At 70.8% G+C, this 17,960-nt stretch carries 18 protein-coding genes; 4 read left to right on the top strand and 14 right to left on the bottom strand.

The genetic code is table 11. From position 1 onward, the window contains the following. Nucleotides 1–12: 12 nt before the first annotated feature. From CHC09_RS13030 to CHC09_RS12995, 8 genes are all read right to left on the bottom strand, one after another. On the bottom strand, nucleotides 13–774 hold the full coding sequence (locus CHC09_RS13030; protein ID WP_089293335.1) for a fumarylacetoacetate hydrolase family protein: 762 nt from the start codon (nucleotides 772–774) through the stop codon (nucleotides 13–15). A gap of 1 nt (nucleotide 775) precedes the next feature. Further along, nucleotides 776–2,206: an NAD-dependent succinate-semialdehyde dehydrogenase gene (locus CHC09_RS13025; RefSeq protein ID WP_089293334.1), complete on the bottom strand. Its 1,431-nt coding sequence runs from the start codon at nucleotides 2,204–2,206 to the stop codon at nucleotides 776–778. Further along, nucleotides 2,203–3,114: a VOC family protein gene (locus CHC09_RS13020; protein WP_089293333.1), complete on the bottom strand. Its 912-nt coding sequence runs from the start codon at nucleotides 3,112–3,114 to the stop codon at nucleotides 2,203–2,205. Before CHC09_RS13020 ends, CHC09_RS13025 begins: the two co-directional genes overlap by 4 nt. 81 nt (nucleotides 3,115–3,195) lie before the next feature. Then, nucleotides 3,196–4,116, bottom strand: coding sequence for a LysR family transcriptional regulator (locus CHC09_RS13015; RefSeq protein ID WP_089293332.1), 921 nt, complete (start codon nucleotides 4,114–4,116; stop codon nucleotides 3,196–3,198). Between the two features lie 26 nt (nucleotides 4,117–4,142). Further along, nucleotides 4,143–5,087, bottom strand: a complete 945-nt coding sequence (locus tag CHC09_RS13010; RefSeq protein WP_089293331.1) for a sugar ABC transporter substrate-binding protein — start codon at nucleotides 5,085–5,087, stop codon at nucleotides 4,143–4,145. Between the two features lie 53 nt (nucleotides 5,088–5,140). Beyond that, nucleotides 5,141–6,106 carry an ABC transporter permease gene (locus CHC09_RS13005; RefSeq protein WP_089293330.1) on the bottom strand — a complete coding sequence of 322 codons (966 nt, stop codon included), beginning with the start codon at nucleotides 6,104–6,106 and terminating at the stop codon, nucleotides 5,141–5,143. Then, on the bottom strand, nucleotides 6,103–7,626 hold the full coding sequence (locus CHC09_RS13000) for a sugar ABC transporter ATP-binding protein (protein WP_089293329.1): 1,524 nt from the start codon (nucleotides 7,624–7,626) through the stop codon (nucleotides 6,103–6,105). The genes CHC09_RS13005 and CHC09_RS13000 overlap by 4 nt, the downstream gene beginning before the upstream one ends. Further along, entirely contained in the window at nucleotides 7,623–8,195 is a 573-nt protein-coding gene (locus CHC09_RS12995) for a carboxymuconolactone decarboxylase family protein (RefSeq protein ID WP_089293328.1), read from the bottom strand. Before CHC09_RS12995 ends, CHC09_RS13000 begins: the two co-directional genes overlap by 4 nt. Nucleotides 8,196–8,345: 150 nt before the next feature. On the opposite strand from CHC09_RS12995, the gene CHC09_RS12990 reads away from it, so the two are divergent. Then, on the top strand, nucleotides 8,346–8,756 hold the full coding sequence (locus tag CHC09_RS12990) for a cupin domain-containing protein (RefSeq protein ID WP_089293327.1): 411 nt from the start codon (nucleotides 8,346–8,348) through the stop codon (nucleotides 8,754–8,756). 163 nt (nucleotides 8,757–8,919) lie between these two features. Here the strand turns inward: CHC09_RS12990 and CHC09_RS12985 are convergent, their stop codons facing one another. Beyond that, entirely contained in the window at nucleotides 8,920–9,945 is a 1,026-nt protein-coding gene (locus CHC09_RS12985; RefSeq protein WP_089293326.1) for a PrpF domain-containing protein, read from the bottom strand. A gap of 201 nt (nucleotides 9,946–10,146) precedes the next feature. On the opposite strand from CHC09_RS12985, the gene CHC09_RS48380 reads away from it, so the two are divergent. Then, a complete protein-coding gene (locus CHC09_RS48380; RefSeq protein WP_089293325.1) occupies nucleotides 10,147–10,836 on the top strand; it encodes a GntR family transcriptional regulator in 690 nt (229 codons plus the stop codon). Nucleotides 10,837–10,852: 16 nt separating this feature from the next. On the opposite strand, the gene CHC09_RS12975 is transcribed toward CHC09_RS48380, so the two are convergent. Next, nucleotides 10,853–12,280: a sensor histidine kinase gene (locus CHC09_RS12975; RefSeq protein WP_089293324.1), complete on the bottom strand. Its 1,428-nt coding sequence runs from the start codon at nucleotides 12,278–12,280 to the stop codon at nucleotides 10,853–10,855. Next, nucleotides 12,277–12,984 (bottom strand): response regulator transcription factor, encoded by a 708-nt coding sequence (locus tag CHC09_RS12970; RefSeq protein ID WP_089293323.1) that lies wholly within the window; start codon nucleotides 12,982–12,984, stop codon nucleotides 12,277–12,279. Before CHC09_RS12970 ends, CHC09_RS12975 begins: the two co-directional genes overlap by 4 nt. Nucleotides 12,985–13,263: 279 nt before the next feature. Between CHC09_RS12970 and CHC09_RS12965 the strand changes: the two genes are divergently transcribed. Continuing rightward, nucleotides 13,264–14,274, top strand: a complete 1,011-nt coding sequence (locus CHC09_RS12965) for an LCP family protein (protein ID WP_239138319.1) — start codon at nucleotides 13,264–13,266, stop codon at nucleotides 14,272–14,274. Nucleotide 14,275: 1 nt separating this feature from the next. On the opposite strand, the gene CHC09_RS12960 is transcribed toward CHC09_RS12965, so the two are convergent. The 3 genes from CHC09_RS12960 to CHC09_RS12950 all read right to left on the bottom strand — a co-directional run bounded on the left by CHC09_RS12960 (nucleotide 14,276) and on the right by CHC09_RS12950 (nucleotide 16,772). Then, nucleotides 14,276–14,893: an MBL fold metallo-hydrolase gene (locus tag CHC09_RS12960; protein WP_089293321.1), complete on the bottom strand. Its 618-nt coding sequence runs from the start codon at nucleotides 14,891–14,893 to the stop codon at nucleotides 14,276–14,278. Nucleotides 14,894–15,073: 180 nt separating this feature from the next. Then, complete coding sequence (locus CHC09_RS12955; RefSeq protein WP_089293320.1) at nucleotides 15,074–15,547, bottom strand: hypothetical protein; 474 nt, start codon at nucleotides 15,545–15,547, stop codon at nucleotides 15,074–15,076. A gap of 115 nt (nucleotides 15,548–15,662) precedes the next feature. Next, the gene (locus CHC09_RS12950) at nucleotides 15,663–16,772 is read right to left on the bottom strand and encodes a 5-methyltetrahydropteroyltriglutamate--homocysteine S-methyltransferase (protein ID WP_239138320.1); all 1,110 of its coding nucleotides are present in this window, start codon (nucleotides 16,770–16,772) and stop codon (nucleotides 15,663–15,665) included. A 222-nt stretch (nucleotides 16,773–16,994) separates the two neighbouring features. Between CHC09_RS12950 and CHC09_RS12945 the strand changes: the two genes are divergently transcribed. Further along, complete coding sequence (locus CHC09_RS12945) at nucleotides 16,995–17,825, top strand: DUF1028 domain-containing protein (RefSeq protein ID WP_089293319.1); 831 nt, start codon at nucleotides 16,995–16,997, stop codon at nucleotides 17,823–17,825. Nucleotides 17,826–17,960: the final 135 nt, after the last annotated feature.

Raw genomic sequence — 17,960 nt, 5'->3', positions numbered from 1 at the left:
GGATGCCTTTCTCTACTCCGCGACGACGGGGTTCGACAGCGTGCCTATGCCGCTGATCTCGATCTCCACGACATTGCCCGGTTCCAGCTGGACGGTGCTGTCCGCGCCCATCCAGAGCACGTCGCCGGGGTGCATGGTGAGGTACTTCGTGGTCTCGACGATGAAGTCGAACGGATCGAAGATCATGTCGCCGGTGGCGAACCCGGCCCGGATCCCACCGTCCACGCGGACCGTGGTGGTCTGCGCCAGCGGGTCGACACCGGTCTCGATCCAGGGGCCCATCGGCTTGAACGTGTCGCTGTTCTTGCTGCGCCAGAACGAGCGGTCGGCGTGCTGCCACTCGCGGGCGGAGACGTCGTTGCCGATGGTCCAGCCGAAGACGGAGGCTTGCGCCTCCTGATAGGAAGCCCGCTTGAGGGTACGGCCGATGACCGCGACCACCTCGCCCTCCGCCTCGAACCGGCCGCTCACCCCGGCCGGCCGGACGATCGGCGTCCGGTGACCGGTCAGCGCGTTGTTCGCCCGGTAGCCGACCTCGGGCCGCGCGGGCGCCTCGGCCCGGTGACGTTCGACGTGGCCGCGGTAGTTGAAGCCGACCGCGTAGAAGACGCCCGGGATCACCGGCGGGAGGAAGTCCACGCCCGCCAGCGGGACGCGTTCCCCGGTCCGGCCGGCCCGCCCGGTGATCGGATCCGCGTCCAGGACGTGCGCGAGACCGTCGGCGACCTCGGCGAAGACCGGGCGTCCACGCAGCTGGATCCGGCTGTACCGCACGTCAGTCCACCAGCAGGTGCGAGACGCGCTTGGTGACCAGGTACGCGTCCAGGCCCTCGGGACCGCCCTCGCGGCCGTAGCCGCTGGACTTGACGCCGCCGGAGGGGGCCTCGTGCACCGAGCCGCCACAGTGGTTGATCGACAGGATGCCCGCCTCGAAGCCACGGACCAGCCGCTCGGCCGTCCTCGACGACCTGGTGAAACCGTAGGCCGCGAGCCCGTACGGCAGGGAGTTCGCGATCCGCAGGGCCTCGTCGAGGTCGTCGAATCCGATGATCGGAGCGATCGGGCCGAACGGCTCGTCCCGCATCACGCGGGCGTCCAGCGGGACCCCGGTCAGCACCGTCGGCGGGAAGAAGAACCCGGGCCGGTCAAGGCGCTCCCCACCGGTCTCGATCTTCGCGCCACGGCTGACCGCGTCGGTGACCAGCTCCTCCAGGGCCTTGAGCCGGCGCGGGTTGGCCAGCGGTCCCATCGTGACGCCCTCGTCGAGGCCGTCGCCGACCACGATCCGGGCGGTAACGGCGAGGAACGCTTCGACGAACCGGTCGTGGACGCTCTCGTGGACCAGGAAGCGGCTGGGCGAGGTGCAGACCTGACCGGCGTTGACGAACTTGGCGACGGCGGCCCGGCCGGCGGCCCGCACCGGGTCGGCGTCCGCGGCGACGATCACCGGGGCGTGGCCGCCGAGCTCCATCAGCGACGGTTTCATCGCGGCGCCGGCCTGCGCGGCGAGCAGCTTGCCGACCGGGATCGAGCCGGTGAACGCGACCAGGCGGATCCGCTCGTCGGCGATCAGGTGCCGGGACACCGCCGCCGGGTCACCGAAGACCAGGTTGAGCACGCCCGGCGGCAGCCCGGCGTCCTGGAAGCAGCGGGCCAGCTCGACCGCGGTGCCCGGGGTCTCCTCGGACGCCTTGATGACGATCGAGCAGCCGGCCGCGATCGCCCCGGCCATCTTGCGCATCGGCGAGCCGGCCGGGAAGTTCCACGGGGTGAACGCGGCGACCGGGCCGATCGGCTCCCGCCGCACGCTCAGCACGGTGTCGTCGGCGGACGGGATGATCCGGCCGTACGCCCGGCGGGCGTCCTCGGCGTCCCAGCGCAGCGCGCCGGCCACCCGCAGCACCTCGCCGCGGGCCTCCGGCAGCGGTTTGCCCTGCTCCAGGGTCATCACCCGGGCGACCCGGTCCGCCCGGGAGGCCAGCAGGTCCGCGGCGTTCAGCAGGATCGCGGTGCGCCGCGCGACCGGGGTGGCCCGCCAGAGGGCGAAGCCCCGCACGGCGGCCGCGATCGCGCGGTCGAGGTCGGCTCCGGAGGCCAGCGGCACCCGGCCGAGGACCTCCTCGGTCGCCGGGTTCAGCACCGGTGCGCCGCTTCCGGTCGAGCACCATTCGCCGTCGATGAGCAGCGACAGGTCCGGATAGGTCATGAGTTGCTCTCCCGGGAGGAGCGGAGGGTCCAGATGTGGTGCGGTGGCGTCGTCTCGTGCACGCGGGTGCCGTACGAGTCGTCGACCCGGTCCATGTCGGCGGCGAGTTCCACCCGGCCACCGCACGGGGCGTGCACGAACCGGAAGACGTTCGAGCCGACGGTGTGCCGGCCGAGCCGGCGCGCCTCCTGCCAGCCCTTCTCGATCATGTGGTTGCCGCCCTCGATCACCTCGTCGAAGCCGGCCACCTCGTACGAGACGTGGTTGATCCCGGCCCGGTCGGGCCGGTGGCAGAGCAGGAAGTTGTGCTGGTCGGCGTCACCCTCGACGCGCAGGAACGTGCCCATCGGCTTGACCACGTCGGTCGGGATGAACTCGAGGCGCTCGACGTAGAAGGCGACCGCCCGCTCCTGCCCGGCCTTGGGGATGTTCAGCGCCACGTGACACATCCGTAGCGGGTGGACCCGGCCGGCCGGGGCGAGCGCCTCGTTGATCCGGTGCACCGCGCCCATGGTGTTCGACCTGCGGGGCGGCGCGGGTTCGTACGCGGAAACCCCCGCGAGCGTCAGGCCCACGCCGAACCCGGTCTCGTCGACGGTGTGGAAGACACCTCCGGCGTCCTCGCGGACCTCGCGGTCCACCCCGGCCCTCGCCACCAGCCGGGCCAGCTCAGCCGGGGTGTCGACACCCCAGACGATCTCCCGCACGGTCGGGCCGCTCTCCACCGGTGGCGGCAGGCCGGGCCGGTCCCCGGTCTCGATCCGCAGGGTCTGGCCGATCCTGGTGCGGAACACCGCCACCGCCTCGCCGGCCGATTCCAGGGTGAGGCCGAAATCGGAGAAGAATCGAATGTTCACGGCCAGATCGCCGACGGTGTAAATCACCGACTCGATGCGCTGTACTCCCACTCCTCGCCCGCCTTTCCGGTCAGTCGTTTCCGATCGTAGGAGCGATTTCGCCCGGTCGACCCCCGTGAGATCCGCAATCGTTCATTGCGGATTCTGTTCGAATACCGGGAGCGGATTCTCGGCGAACCATCTGGTGAGGAAGCCCAGGAAGACCTCGACCTTGCGGGGCACCTGTGCGGACGGGCCGTAGATGGCGTAGAGCGAGCGGCTGGGCACCGGCAGCCCGGGCAGCAGCACCCGCAGCCGGCCGTCGACCAGGTCGTCGTAGGCCGATCGGCTGGGCAGCAGGGCGATCCCGCGCCCGTGCACGGCCGCCTTCAGAAGCGCGATGTACGAGTTGGACTGGAACGCGATGTTCCGGATCTTGTGCAGCGTGCTGGCGTGGCCGTGCCCGATCCGCCAGACCGGGTCGTTGACATGCACCAGGCAGTCGTGGTCGGCCAGGTCGTTCGGGTCGGTGAGCAGTCCGTGCCGCTCGATGTACCCGTCCGACGCGCAGAGCGCGAACGGCAGCGAGGCGACGCGTTTCAGCCGGACGCTGGAGTCCCGCAGGTCACGGGTGTGGAACGCGACGTCGAAGCCCGAGTCCAGGAAGTCGTAGGTGCGGTCGGACATGCCGCCGAGCTCGTACCGGACGGCGATCCTGGGGTGGGCGACGGCGAACTCGGCGATCGCGTCGCCCAGGTCCAGTCCGCCGATCCACTTGGGACAGATGATCGAGAGCGGGCCCTCGGGGCGGTCGTGGGCCTCGGCGATCCGGGCGTCCTCGGCGTCGATCTCGTCCAGGATCCGCTGGGCGAACTCGCTGTAGCGGACGCCCGGCTCGGTCAGGCTGACCGACCGCGCGGTGCGGTTGACCAGGTGGACGCCGAGCTGCTTCTCCAGGTCGGCGACGTGCCGGGAGATCAGCGAGCCCGAGGTGCCGAGCTGTTTGGCGGCGCCGCTGAAACTGCCGACCTTCGCGACCGTGACGAAGCTGCGCATGACCAGAATGCGATCCATGGGTCCTCCAGCGCGTTCCCGGCTCCTCAGCCCTTCAGGCAGTACTGCGGCGCGGTGTCCAGGTTGTCCTTGGTGATCAGCGAGATGGGGGTGTGCGCGATCTTCTCGGTGCCGCTGCCCGGCTTCAGCAGGGCGAGTGTGTTCTTCACGGCCAGCTGACCGGTGACCGTCGCGGAGTTCGCCACCGTCGCCGCGAACCGGCCGTCCCGCACCGCGGCCAGGCCGTCGTCGGTGCCGTTCACCGTCACGATCTTGACGCTCTTGCCGGCCGCCTGGAACGCCTGGTAGGCACCGAAGGCCATGTCCTCGTTGGCGACGAACGCGTACTTCAGGTCCGGGTGCGCCTGGATCAGGTTCTCCGCGACGTCCTGGGCCTTCTGCCGGTTGAACATGCCCGGCTGGTTCGCCACCACCGTGATGTTCGGCGGCAGCGCGTCGGAGAAGCCGCTGACCAGCAGGTCGGAGGCGGCGCCGGGGGCACCGGCGATGATGCCCGCCTCGGCGGTCGTGGTGCCCGCGTCCCTGCCGACCCATTCGGCGTCGAGCTTGCCGACCCCCTTCAGGTCGACCACCACGGCGCCGAGGATGTCGCTGGTGTCGTCGGTGACCACCGAGGTCAGGAAGATCGGAATGTTCGCGCTCTTCGCCTTGGCGATGTCGTTCTTGAGCGCGTCCACGTTGACCGTCTGCACGATCATCGCGTCCACGTTCCGCGAGATCATGTCCTCGATGTTGCTGAGCTCGGTACCCGGGTCCTGCTTCGAGTTGGCCGAGACGACCTCGGTGTTGTTCGCCGCGGCCTCGCTGTTGACGGCCTTCTCCAGACAGGTGTGGAACTCGGTGGTGGCGCCGTTGACGAAGCCGAGCGTGACGCCGTCGCTCTCGTCGGCGGCGCTGCCGCTGTCGCAGGCCGCGACGGACACGACGCAGAGGGACGCGGCGAACAACGTACCCAAAAATTGTTTTCTCATGAGATATCCGCCTTCCGGAGGGTGTGCGGGGTTATTGGAAGAGGAGAGGAAGTTCAGTGCCGGCGTCGCCGGACCAGGTTCGCGATCGCCGCGATGAGCAGCACCGCGCCGACCGAGATCTGCTGGTAGTACGACGAGATCTGGAGCAGGTTCAGGACGTTGGCGACCACGCCGAGCAGCAGCACGCCGAGCACGGTGCCGCCGACCGTGCCGCGGCCGCCGGCCAGCGAGGTGCCGCCGATGACCACCGCGGCCACCGCGGTCAACTGCAGTTGCAGGCCGCCGGTGCCGGGGCTGCTGGCCGCCAGCCGGGAGAGCAGCATGATCCCGGCGAGGCCGGCGAGGGCGCCGGCCAGGCCATAGAGCAGGAGCTTGTCGCGTACGACGTTGATGCCGGACAGCCGCGCCACGTCCTCGTTGCCGCCGATCGCGAACGCGTCCCGGCCGAACGTGGTGTACCGCATGACGAGCGCGGTCAGCCCCAGCACCAGCACCGCCACGAAGACCAGATTGGGCAGGCCGAGGGTGCGGCCGTTGCCGAGGGTGGACAGGTGCTCGCCGATCGAGACGCTCATCCCGTCGATCACCAGCAGCGCCACGCCGTCCAGCAGGGTGGCGGTGGCCAGCGTCGCGACGAACGGGGCCACTCCGGTGAACGTCACCACCGCCCCGTTGACCAGGCCGATCACGATGGCCAGGGCGATCGAGACGAGAAGGGTCAGCCAGGCGGGCCGCCCGTGCGCGAGCAGTTGCGCGGCCACCGCGGTGGTCACCGCGACGTTGCCGCCCATCGAGAAGTCCATCCCGCCGGCGGTCATCAGCAGGGTCAGCCCGGCGGCGATCACCGCGACCACGCTGACCTGGCGCAGCACGTTGATCAGGTTGTTGGAGCTGAGGAACGAGTCGGTCGCCACGCCGGCGTAGGCCACGATCAGCACGAGCACGACCAGCAGGCCGGCGTGCTGGAAGGATCGCGGAGTCACTCTCGGCAGCGTCCGGGCCGCGGTCTCGGTCGTCATCGCAGTGCTCCTCCCAGGGTGGTGGCGATCAGCTCGTCGCGGGTGATGTCGTCGACCCGGTGCTCGGCGACGCGGCGCCCGTCACGGACCACCACGACCCGGTCGGCGAGGCGCATCACCTCCTCGGCGGACGAGGATGCGAGAAGGACGGCGACACCCTCGGCGGCGAGCGCGTCGACCAGGGTGTGGATCTCGGCCATGGCGGCCACGTCGACCCCGTTGGTCGGGTCCTCGAGCAGGACCGCGGCCGGCCCGGTGCCCAGCCACTTCGCCAGCAGCACCTTCTGCTGGTTGCCGCCGGAGAGCTGCTCCACCGGCGGGTTGCGGACCAGCGAGACGACCCGGTAGTCGTCCCGCAGCGGGGCGGCCCGCTCGGCCAGCCGGCCCCATCGGTGCAGCTTGCGGCGGTCCAGGCGGTCCTGGGCGAGCAGCAGGTTCTCGTCGACGGTCAGGCCGGGGATCAGGCCCAGTCGCCGGCGGTCGCCGGTCACGCAGCGCAGGCCGCCCGCCAGCGACCGGTCGATGCTGCCGCTCCGGATCGCCCGGCCGGCGATCGAGACCGTGCCACTCTCCGGGCGGCGGCGCCCGGAGAGCAGGTCGAAGAGGCGGGACTGGGCGTCACCGGCCGGGCCGAGCACCGCGACGATCTCGCCACGGCGGACCTCGATGTCGAAGTCCTCGATGAAGCGGCCCTGGCAGAGCCGGCGGATGCTCAGGCCGACCTCCGACGGTTCGGCCGTGCGTGCCGGTCGCCGGGACACCACGTCGCGGCCGACCATGTCGCGGACCAGGCCGCGCTCGTCGGTCTCCTTGGCCAGGCCGCTCCAGGTGACCCGGCCGTCGCGGAGCACGGTGATCCGGTCGGCGAGGCCGAGCACCTCGGAGATGTGGTGCGAGATGAAGACGACGGCCACGCCGCTGTCGCGCAGGCGGGTCACCAGTTCACGGATCTGGGTCGCGGCCTCCGGGCCGAGGCAGGCGGTCGGCTCGTCCAGGATCAGCACCCGGCCGCCCCGGCGGACCTCGCGGGCCACCTCGACCATGGTCTGCTCGGCCACGGTCAGGTCACCGGCGACCGCGTCGACGTCGATCTCCAGGCCGAGGGCGTGCAGGGCGTCGCGGGCGGTCTGCCGGATCGACCGCCAGCGCACCACCGGCCCGCTGGTGGGCAGGTCGCCGAGCATGATGTTCTCCGCGACGGTCAGCGTCATCACCAGTTCACGGCGCTGCGGGACGACGGAGACGCCCAGTCTGCGGGCCTGCCGGGGATTCCTCGGAGTGTGGCCGCCGATCTCGAGGTGTCCCGAGTCCGGGCTCAGGACCCCGCTGAGGATCTGCACCAGGGTGGACTTGCCGGCGCCGTTCATCCCCATCAGAGCGTGCACCTCGCCGGGGAGGAAGTCGGCCGAGACGCCCTTGAGGGCGGCGGCGCCGCCGAAGCTCTTGGTCACGTCCCGTACCCGGAGTACCGCCTCTTCCGCACGCATCCCGGCTGTCCGCTCCATCATCGGGAGGCTCATGCCTCGACCCGGGCGTAGCCGCGGATGTCCGGGAACGGCGGCTCCCGGTCGGCCTGCAGGTCCACCTCGAAGGCGTTGAGGCACATCGCCAGCATGCTGAAGTTGCCGAGCGAGCCGACCGTGTCGACCAGGCCCTGATCGCCGAAGTACTTCCGGGCGTTCTCGAAGGTCTCCGTGGAGACGAAGTGGCTCTCCAGCAGCTCCACACAGAACCGGTGGAAGGCGGCGTCCTCGTCGCGGTCGAAGGACGGCTCGCGGCGCTCGGCGATCGCGCGGACCGCCTCGTACGGAATCCCCTCGGCGACCGCCTTCTCGAAGTGCGCGTTCCACGAGTACTGGGCGTCGAAGTGGCGGGCCGCGATCAGCAGCGACAGCTCGCGCAGCCGCAGCGGCAGGCTGGAGTCGAAACGGAGGAACGCGCCGAGCGACTCCACCCGGTCACAGAGCTCGGGGCTGCGCAACCAGACGCGGAACGGCCCGCGCACGGCACCCCGGCGGCCGGCGATGCGCTCGGCCACCTCGCGCTGCCGCGGGGACATCTCATCCGGGGAGATAACGGGAAGTCTCATCGACGACTGACCCCTCTTGTTGCGTGTGATCCCGCACACTCGGGCTGGGTGTTCGCAAGAACGTAACAACGTGGTGTCAGGGCCTCACACATCGTCGAGTGCAAGGTAAGGCTGCATCTCACGTCGCTTCGGCGGACCTACAGTCGCCTGATGACCGTGATCATCAAGGCCTCGCTCGTGCCCACCTTGGACCGTGGTGGCGCCGTCGTCACCACCCCGTTGATCACCACCACGTCGGCCGGCGGCGAGAACCGGATCACGAGCGGGATCAGCGTCTACCCGGCCGGCACGGGCGCACCGATGCACTCGCACAACTGCGACGAGCACGTGACGATCCTGGACGGATCGGCCGAGGTGGTCGTGGCGGGTTCGGTGACCCGGCTGAGCCGGTACGACACGACGTACATCCCGTCGCCGATCCCGCACCTGTTCCGCAATGTCGGCGACACCCCGCTGCGGATCCTGTGGGTCTACACCTCCGGGCACGTGACCCGGACGTTCACGGAGACCGGGGTCACGGTCGAGCACCTGTCCGCCGAGGACCAGATGGTCAAGGACTGACATCCCCGCACCCCACTCCCGCCCGGTGACCCGGGACAGCGCCGATCCAGCCGAGACCCGGCCGGGGTGCCGTCCGACGGGCGTATCCGGCACGTTACGAACGGTTGTCATTAATGTCAACAAAGTCGGTGACGTGCTTGCGACCATCGGTTCCACCAGGGGATCAGGACGACGGGGCGAAGACGTGGCCGTCGAGCAGCAGGCGGGCCGTGCTGACGACGGCGCAACCGCCGATCCGAGCGGCACCGGCCCGGCCGGACACCTCGGCCCGTACGTCGAGGTAGCCGTCCGGCAGTTCCAGGCGCAGCACGTCGCGTGGCACCCCGGCGGCCGCGGGCCGTCGTGACCAGGCCGCCGCGCTCCCCGGCAGGGCAGCGGCGGCGGCGACCGCCAGCGCGGCGCCGATGCTGATCGACGGGTGCACGCGGCGCGGCGCGAACAGCCGGACGCACAGCCCGCCACCGGCGCCGGGCGGGGCGATCAGGCAGATCTCCGGTTCGGGACGGGCCGAGACGTCGCCGAGCCCGAGCCGCTCGCCCGCTCGCAGTCGCAGCGTCTCGAGGCCGGCGCGGAGCCGTTCGTCGTACTCCAGGCGGGCCGGTGTCTCGTACCCGGTCACGCCGAGCGCGGCCGCCGCGACCAGCGCCACCGGCGCCCCGTTGCCGATCAGCGTGACCGGCAACCCGGCCACCTCCTCGACCACCCGGCCGGTCGGCAGCAGGGTCGATCCGGCGGCGGGCGCGAACTCGATCAGGACGCGCGCGGCGGTCCCCGGCACCCCGCTGATCGCGGTGTCGCCCGCGTACTCCGGCCGCCCCTCCCGCGTCGGCACGTGGACCGTGGCGACGGTCCCGGTCGCGGGTATCCGTACCCGCACCGGCACGACCCCCGGCCCGGCCCGGACCAGCTTTCGTTCCACCGCGAACGGCCCCACCCCCGCCAGCAGCTGTGACCAGTCGGGCGGCTCCCCCGGGAACCGGCAGTCCACGTCCGCGTCCGGATCGGTGGACGGCCCCACCACGACCGCCCGCGCCGTGCCGATCCCGTCGACCGGGGCCGCGCCGAGCAGCGTGCCCAGCAGCCGGTCCCGCTCGACCGGGTCGGCGGGCAGGTCGCCGGCCAGGAAGTACCCGGCCTTCGCCGTCCCACCGCGCATCACCAGCACCGGGATCCCGGACCGGACCAGCATGTCGTCTCCCCTCCGACGAACCGGCGCGGGCGCGTCTCCGCCGGAACCTTCGATGAGTGTTACCGGTGGAGGTAATTGTTGACAATCTTGTAAGCGCTGGGAAGACTTTCTGACATCGATCCCCCGGAGCTGCGCGGATCGGCACCGCTCAGGCATGATGAGGGGTCGGCACCGGCATCGACAGGAAGACGACGAGTACAGATGGCGTCTGAGCACGACACCGATCGGCGCACGGCACGGATCAGCGCCCCCAGCACGGCGTCCCAGGCCCGCGACACCCTGCGCGATGCCATCCTTCGCGGTGAATATCTTCCCGGCGAGCGCCTCGTCGAGGCGCAGCTCTGCGAGCGACTGCAAGCGAGCCGGTTCAACGTCCGCGCGGCCCTGCAGGACCTGGCGGCCGAGGGCCTGGTCGAGGTACAGCGCAACCGCGGCGCCCAGGTCCGCAAGGTCTCGATGGCCGAGGCGGTCGAGATCACCGAGGTCCGCATGGTGGTGGAGGGCCTGATCGCCGCGCGCGCCGCCGAGCGGGTCACCCCCGACCAGGCCACCGAGCTCGACGAGATCGCGGTGCTGATGCGCCGCGCGGTCGAGGCCGGCGAGTACCGGCGTTACAGCGACCTCAACGTCCGCCTGCACGCCCTGGTCCGCGAGATCGCCGGCCACCAGACCGCCGACCGGATCGTCGAGACGCTCCGTGGCCAGCTGGTCCGCCACCAGTACATGCTGTCGCTGCTGCCCGGCCGCCCGCAGATGTCGCTGCCCCAGCACGAACGGATCATCGCCGCGATCCGCGACCACGACGCCAAGGTTGCCGAGGCGGCGATGCGCGAGCACATCGCCAGCGTCATCGAGGCCCTGCGTTCCATGGACTACCTCGGGCCGGCCTGACCCGCGGCGGACCGGGTCAGACCGGCAGGCGAATGGTGATCACGGTGCCGGTGTCCGTGGCCCGGGCCGCGGTGGCGGTGCCGCCGTGCTGGGTGGCGGTCTGGGCGACGATCGCCAGGCCCAGACCCGAGCCGGGCATGGACCTCGCCGCCGTCGCGCGATAGAAGCGGTCGAAGACGTACGGCAGATCCTCCTCGGCGATGCCGGGACCGCCGTCCGTCACCGTCAGGACCGTCCAGTCCGGCTCCTCGGCGCTCAGCCGGATCTTGACCGTGCCGCCCGGCGGGCTCCACTTCGCCGCGTTGTCCAGCACGTTCACCACCATTCGCTCCAGTTCACCGGGCCGGCCGGGGACGGTCACCGGCTCCAGCACCGTGTCGTAGGTGAGCCCCGGCACCCGGATCCGGACCCGGGCCACCGCCGCCGACACCACGTCGGCGAGGTCGACCGGTTCGACCGCCCCCCGGGTGGCCTCCTCCCGGGCGAGCTCGACCAGTTCGGTGGTGAGCGTGGCGAGCTCGCGCACCTGGGCGTCCAGGTCGGCGAGCAGTTCGGCGCGCTCCTCCGGCGGCAGCCGGTGCGCCAGCTCGGGCCGCCGCTCCAGCTCGAGAAGCAGTTCCACATTGGTACGGATGCTGGTGAGCGGGGTTCGCAGCTCGTGCCCGGCGTCCTCGACCAGGGTGCGCTGGGCGCGCCGGGACGCCTCGATGGCGGCCAGCATCGCGTTCACCGACCTGCCCAGCCGGGCGATCTCGTCGCTCCCGTGCACGTCGATCGGATGGTCCAGGTCCTGGGTGACCGCGACGTCCTCGACGGCCGAGGTGAGCCGATCGACGGGAGCCAGCCCGGCGCGGGCGACCGCGCGCCCCAGCAGGGCCGCACCCGCGATACCGGCGGCGCAGCCCAGCGCGAGCAGCGCCCCGAACGCGGTAAGCACCCGCTCGCCGGCGTTCTCGTCCATGCCGACCTGGACCGCTCCGCCGCCGGCCAGCGGGAGGGTGAGCATCACGTAGTCGTCCGGGCCGAGCGCGATCTTCTCCTGCACGGACTGCCGCCGGGAGCCGGTGGCGATCTCCCTGGCGGTGTCGGTGACCGGCAGCGTGGTACGGCTGCCGCCGGCGGCCGCACCGCTGGAGTCGAGGATCTGCCAGCACGGGCCGATCTCCCGCTCCCGGCGGCCCGGGCCCCAGCCCCGGTCGAACGGTGGACGCTCGCCGGGGCCGCGGGTGCGCGACGACTCGGTCGCCAGCCACTGCGCGGGATTGGCCGCGATCGACGCGGCATCGCTGCTCAGCTCGAGAGCGACCTGGTGCCGCTGGATCTCCCGGACCGCGATCCACGCGCCGGCGGCCACCAGCACCACGGCGGCGCCGACCGCGCCGGTGACCAGCAGGGAGAGCCGTGCGTGCAGCGACCGCGCACCCCACCACCGGCCGGGCTTCACAACGGCTCCTCACGCAGGACGAAACCGACGCCGCGCACGGTGTGCAGCAACCGCGGCTCGCCCTCGGCCTCCAGTTTGCGGCGCAGGTAGCCCAGGTAGACGTGCAGGCTGTTCGAGCCCTCGCCGAAGTCGTAGCCCCAGACCTGCTCGAACAGCGCCGCCCGGGTGAGCACCCGGCGCGGGTGGCGCAGGAACGCCTCGAGGATGTCGAACTCCGTACGGGTCAGGCGCAGTTGCCGCGTCCCGCGGTGGACCTCGCGGGTGCGGGGATCGAGTCGTACGTCGGCGAAGGTCAGCCACTCCCCGGCCGGGGCCTCCGCGGGCGCGCCGCCCGGCGCGGTCAGCGCGGAGCGGCGCAGCAGCGCCCGGATCCGCGCCAGCAGTTCCTGCAAGGCGAACGGCTTGACCAGGTAGTCGTCGGCGCCGGCGTCCAAGCCGGCGACCCGGTCGCCGACGCTGTCGCGGGCGGTGAGCATCAGCACCGGCAGCAGCACGCCGTCGGCGCGCAGCCGCCGGCAGGTCTCCAGACCGTCCATCCGGGGCATGCTGACGTCGAGGATCAGCGCGTCCGGCTCGCCGGAGCGGACCGCGTCGAGGGCCTGCAGGCCGTCACCGGCGATAGCCACCTGATACCCCTCGAAACGCAGCGTTCGGGCGAGCGAGTCGCGCACCGCCGCGTCGTCCTCCACCACCAGGATCCGCATGCCCTCCACCCTGCCAGCCCGCGCCGGAGGTCAGGCGGGCGCACCGGCGTCAGCGCACCGGTGCGGGATGGCTGTCGCGGTCATGTCTCAAGATTCGGGTCGCTGATTAAGACCCGGCCCATGGGAAGCGTAAGTGTTCTCTAAGAAGCCGTCGCACCACCGAGAATCGTGCAACTATCCACATATCGGTCGAAATGGGAGATGGTGGTTGCGGTGGCCAGGTCGGCGAGGCGGCGGATGCCGCGATGGGCGCGGTTCGGGGTCGCCCTCGGATGTCTGGTGACGGTTCCCGCCGGGGGTGCTCTCGTCGCCGGAACAGCGGTGGCCGGCGTGTCCCTGCCAGGGATCCCGGCGGTGGCGCCCAGGCCACTGAACATCCTGCTGGTCGGGATCGACCCGCGGGACACCCACACCGCCCCGCTGGCGGACTCGATCATCGTGGCGCACGTGCCGGCGGACCGCAGCGGCACCGTGCTCTTCTCGATCCCCCGAGATCTGGTGGTACGGATTCCGGCGTTCCCGAAGTCCGGCAGCGGCGCGCAGCGGACGAAGATCAATGCCGCGATGGCGCTGGGAAGCCGGATCGGTGAGCGTTCGTACAGCGTCGCCCAGGGGTTCGAACTGCTCGCTCAGACGGTCGGCAACGTGACCGGGATCAGGAGCTTCGACGCCGGGGCGGTGCTCAACTTCGGCGGATTCCGGAAACTGGTCGACGCGATGGACGGCATCAGCGTGGTCGTCGACCAGAACGTGGTCTCCGAGCACCGCAAACCGGACGGCGAGCCCCGGGACCGGCTGCCGCAGTGCCCCGGGCACGACAACTGCCACCGGCCGTACGTCGGGGCGCAGAAGAGCTATCCGAAGAGCACCGGGCCGGTGCACTTCCGCGGGTGGGAAGCGCTCGACTACACCCGGCAGCGGTATGGGCTGCCGCGCTCCGACTACGACCGCCAGCGGCACCAGCGGCAGTTCGTCCAGGCGCTGGCGAAGAAGATGAAGCGGAAGATCCTCACCGAACCGGGCCGGCTGGTCCAGGTGACGATGGAGGTCGGTAGGTCACTGACGTTCATCGGCAACGGCCGTGACCTGGCCGGCTGGGCGCAAATGCTGAGGATCCTGCGGATCAGGGAGATGATCTCGGTCGGCCTGCCCGGGCACGCGCTCTTCGAGAACGGCCTGTACCGGGGGGAACAGCTACCCGCGACGGTCAGCCCGTTCTTCGCGGCCGTCGTGCAGGACAGGGTGAAGCCGTTCCTGGTGGCGAACCCGGGCGTGGTCGACCTCGGCTGACTCAGGCGCCGAGGGCGCCGCGCTCCGCCTCGATCGTGGTGTCGTCGCCGTGGCCGGTGTGGACGATCGTCTCGCCGGGGAGCGCGAACAGCTCGGCGCGGATCGACGCGACGATCAGGTCGGCGTCGGAGTAGGAGCGGCCGGTCGCACCGGGGCCGCCTTGGAACAGGGTGTCCCCGGTGAAGACACAGCCGAGGTCGGGGGCGTGGAGGCAGACCGCGCCGGGGGCGTGACCCGGGGTGTGCAGGACGGTCAGGATGGTGCCGGCCACCTCGATCCGGTCGCCGCCGGAGAGGTCCTTGTCCCAGGTGATGCCCGTGCCGTGGGTGAGTTCCCAGAGCGGCGACTCGGCCGGGTGCAGCAGGATCGGCGCCCCGGTCCGCTCCCGCAGCGCCGGCGCGACCCGGACGTGGTCGTCGTGTGCGTGGGTGCAGACGATCGCGGTGACCCGGCGATCGCCGACGACCGCCAGGATCGCGTCCACGTCGTGCGGTGCGTCGATCACCACGCACTCGGAGTCGTCGCCGACCACCCAGATGTTGTTGTCGACGTCGAAGGTCTGCCCGTCGAGGCTGAACGTTCCGCTGACCACACCGTGATCCACCCGTGCCCGTCGCATGCCCCGATTCTGCCCTCCCCGCCGGAGTGGGTCTCCCACCTCCCCCGGTTTTCGGGCGGTGACACCGACTACAGCGAGACACCGAAGCGGAACGGGTCTCCGGTCTTCGGTTACAGCGCCAACTCCGGCGAGACACCGAAGCGGGCCCGGCGGCCCCGGGCGAGGGCCGCCGGGGCCGGATCAGCCGGCTGCGCAGGCGGCCTTGAGCTCCTTGACCGCGGCGTCCAGGTCGGCCTTGCTCGGCGCCTTCTTGGGGTTCGCGTTCCAGGCCTTGTCCAGATCCTCCATGGCCGCGTTCACCTTGTCCGCCGCCGCGGCCACCGTCTCGTTGGCGCCGATCGAGTAGGCGCTCATGGCGGCGGAGCCGGCGATGTACTGGGTCGAGACCGCGACGTAGCCGACCGGCGGGCCGATCTTCTCGGCGTCGGCGGCGTTCTTGGCGGTCTCAGCGACGGCGTTGAGCAGCTCGCCGCAGGCCTTCTTGGTGGTGGCGTCCATGGCGGGGGCCGCCGCGGAGGTCGCGGTGGGGACGGCCGCGGAGCCCGCACCCACCTTCGGAGCGGGCGCGGCCGCGGGTTCGGAGGCCGGATCACAGGCGGTGAGCGCCGCGAGGGCCAGAGCGGACGAAAGGACTACCCCGTAAATGTTTCGCACTGCGTTCCTTACATTCAGCGAATTTTGCGGGGAGAACCTAACAGATCTTCATGTTTGGCGGCATGTGACTTTCCACCGGCAGGGGTCGATGGCGACAGCACGGCGGACGCCGATCTCAGCCCCAGATCTCGGCGGCGGTCTCCACGATCAGGCGAAGCTTGGCGACCTGCTCGTCGTAGGTGAGGACGTTGCCCTCGACCGTCGAGGAGAAGCCGCACTGTGGAGAGAGACTGATCTGGTCGAGCGGTACGTACTTGGCGGCCTCGTCGATGCGGCGCTTCAGCGTGTCCTTCGACTCGAGCTCGCCACGTTTGGTGGTGACCAGGCCGAGGACGACGGTCTTGCCTGCCGGGACGAAGCGCAACGGGGCGAAACCGCCGGAGCGTTCATCGTCGAACTCCAGGAAGAAGCCGTCCACCGCGAGCTCGCTGAAGAGGGCCTCGGCCACGAAGTCGTAACCGCCCTCGGCGGCCCACGAGGAGCGGAAGTTACCCCGGCACATGTGGGTGGTGACCCTCAGGTCGGCGGGCCGGTCGGCGATCGCGGCGTTGATCTGCCGGATGTAGCGCAGATGCTGGTGCTCGGCGTCGTCGCCGCGCTCGGTGAGCAGGCGCCGCTGGTCCGGATCGTTCAGGTAGGCCAGGCTGGTGTCGTCGAGTTGCAGGTAGCGGCAGCCGAGGGCGTGGACCCGGCGGGCCTGTTCGGCGTACGCGGCGCTCAGGTCCGCCCAGAACCGCTCCTCGTCCGGATAGATCGCCGGATCGATCGCGGCCCGCCCGCCCCGGTAGTGGACCATGCTCGGCGACGGGATGGTCAGCTTGGCGGTGACACCCGCCCGGACGGTCTCGGCGAGGAACGTGAAATCGTCGCCGAAAATTGTCTCGGTCAGGCGGACCGGCTCGTCGATGGCGAGCGCGGCCGACTCGAAGTCCAGCTCGCCGCCCGCGTTCCGGAAATGGACCTGGATCTTCTCGTCGGTCGGGTGGATGCCACCGAGCCGATAGATGAAATCCATATGCCAAGCCGTACGGCGGAACTCGCCGTCGGTGGCCGAGAGCAGGCCGACGTCGTGCTGCATCCGGACCACGTCCCGGATCGCGTCGTCCTCGATCGCGCGTAGCTCCCCGGCACTGATCTCGCCGGTGGCGCGTCTGGTGCGGGCCTCGATGAGGTGCGGCGGGCGGAGCAGACTGCCGACATGATCCGCCCGGAACGGTGGCGTCATTCCCTCACTCAACACCCGGAACCGCCGATTGAAAAGAACTTCATCGATCTGATGCAGGCGGGAAATTCGTACCTTTTTAAGCATCTTTGTCTGGTTTTTAGGGTTAATTGCCCTCGCAAATTGCGCCTTCCCGAGATTCACGAACAGGCCCTGCGCCGGCATTTCGGCGATCCTCACACCAGCAGCGACGGCCTGGCGGGCCGACCGGATAGCGTGCCGCCCATGACCTTCTCGATCGTGGGCCGGTCCGCGGACGGCGCGGCCCTGGGTGTGGCGGTGGCCAGCAAGTTCCTCGGCGTCGGAGCGGCGGTGCCGGCGGCCCTCGCGGATGTCGGAGCGGTGGCGACCCAGTCGTACGCGAACCTCGCCTACCGGCCGCAAGGGCTGGCGCTGCTCTCGTCCGGGGTGACGGCGGAGTTCACGGTCAAGGCACTGATCGCCGGGGACGACGGACCGGTGGGCCATCGGCAGGTCGGGGTGGTCGGCGCCGGCGGGGACGGGGCGACCTTCACCGGGGACGACTGCCACCCGTGGGCCGGCGGGACAGCCGGGGACGGGTACGCGATCCAGGGAAACATGCTGGCCGGGGCGGCCGTGGTCGCCGACATGGAGACCGCGTGGCTGGGGTCCTCCGCCGAGCCGCGGTTGGCGTCCCGGCTGGTGGCGGCGCTGCGCGCCGGAGACGAGGCCGGCGGGGACCGGCGCGGGCGGCAGAGCGCGGCGTTGCTGGTCGTCGCCAAGGGCCTCGGGTACGGCGGAACCAGCGACGTCCTGGTCGACCTGCGCGTCGATGACCACCCTGATCCGGTCGGCGAGCTGGAGCGGCTGCTCACCATGCACACGCTGTACTTCGAGCGGCCGGAGCCGTCGACGCTGCTGCCCCTGAGCGGAGAACTCGGGACAGAGGTGTCGCGGCGGCTCACGGAGCTGGGGCACGTGGACGTGGACCTGGACAAGGCGCTCGCGTCGTGGGCCGGCGTCGAGAACCTGGAGATGCGGCTCGTGCCGGGGGCGATCGATCCTCTGGTCCTCGCCCACCTGCGAAAGGCTTAGCGCTTTCCACTTTCGCGGGTCCGACCTCTCGGCGGCCCTTGGGCCTCTGGTGCACCCACCGACCCAGCAACACTCAACAACCGGGCCCGGCAGCGACCCCGACAGCCCAGACACACCCACCCAACAACCGCACCA

The organism is Actinoplanes regularis, assembly GCF_900188005.1.
Classification (GTDB): domain Bacteria; phylum Actinomycetota; class Actinomycetes; order Mycobacteriales; family Micromonosporaceae; genus Actinoplanes; species Actinoplanes regularis.
This window is presented reverse-complemented; position numbering and strand designations above follow the sequence as displayed.